Annotated in this window: 2 protein-coding genes; both read right to left on the minus strand. The window is 39.9% G+C overall.

The window, feature by feature from the left end:
- Positions 1 to 92 precede the first annotated feature (92 nt).
- Positions 93 to 770, minus strand: coding sequence for a PspA/IM30 family protein (locus V7659_RS15475; RefSeq protein WP_335540749.1), 678 nt, complete (start codon positions 768 to 770; stop codon positions 93 to 95).
- 1 nt (position 771) lies between these two features.
- Positions 772 to 954, minus strand: a 183-nt coding sequence (locus V7659_RS15480; RefSeq protein WP_335540750.1) for a hypothetical protein, incomplete at its 5' end; no start/stop codon positions are given.

The following is a 954-nucleotide window of genomic DNA, read 5'->3' on the forward strand; positions in this document are numbered from 1 at the left end:
GTTAATAAGAAGAAAGAATAAATAGCGAAAATAAAGTAACCAAGATAGAAAGAAAAGCACCAGCCTAATTGGCGGTGCTTCTCTTCCTTCAATTAGAATGCTACCACTTTCTCTTTTTCACCCTTTAACTTTTCGAGTTCCTTGGTGAGCTCTTCCTCGCTCACAACGCTATTGTATGCCGCGTCAAACTGAGCGAACGGAGCCGCAAACTGATTGCCTGCCTGTACTTCTGCTTCCATCATTAAGATCCGCTCTTCTGCACGAGCCACCCCTCTTGCAATATCATCCGTATTGAAAGAGACCGTTACTTTTTGAATCTGTTTCATTGACTGAGCGACATTCACACGTGATGCCAATAAGATTTTCTTTTGCTGCATTTGGTTGTACGATTCTTTAAGCTGGTCCAATTTTTCGACGAGAATCTGCGTTTGCCCCTTAATTGACGCTAATTGGTCCACATATAGCTGTAACTGGTTTTCTTTGCTGAGTTTTTCTTGGACAGCTAGTTTTGCCATTGCTTCGTCGCCTTGCTCAAGTGCTAGTTTCGCCTGACGAGTACGCTTGTCCACCAAAGATTTGGTTTCATTGATAAGCGCTTCTTGTTTTTTCTCTACAAAGATTTGTCGTGCTAACGCATTCTGACCTTTGACAATTTCCTGTTCCATTTCTCTTGAATACTCATTTAGCATCGCAATCGGATCTTCCATCCCATCTAATAATCCATTAATATCCGCCTTTGCAATCGTCTTTAATCTTTTAAAAATACCCATGTTATTCATTCTCCTTTTTAGTTAATAGATTTTTTTCCCATTGATCCAAAACGCTGGCATTTTGGTTTGTTACCGGTATATGCGAACCCACTACAGAGGTGTCAATAAACTGTTTCATAGATGAAGTTTTCGATTTCTTTCTAAGCCATCTTACGAAAAGAACTAGAACAGCTAGTCCAATAAT

Source organism: Neobacillus drentensis, assembly GCF_036966985.1.
GTDB lineage: Bacteria > Bacillota > Bacilli > Bacillales > Cytobacillaceae > Neobacillus > Neobacillus drentensis_E.

Excerpts from the sequence above, each read along its gene's own strand:
- V7659_RS15475 (WP_335540749.1), bottom strand. The coding sequence starts at position 770 with ATGGGTATTTTTAAAAGATTAAAGACGATTGCAAAGGCGGATATTAAT.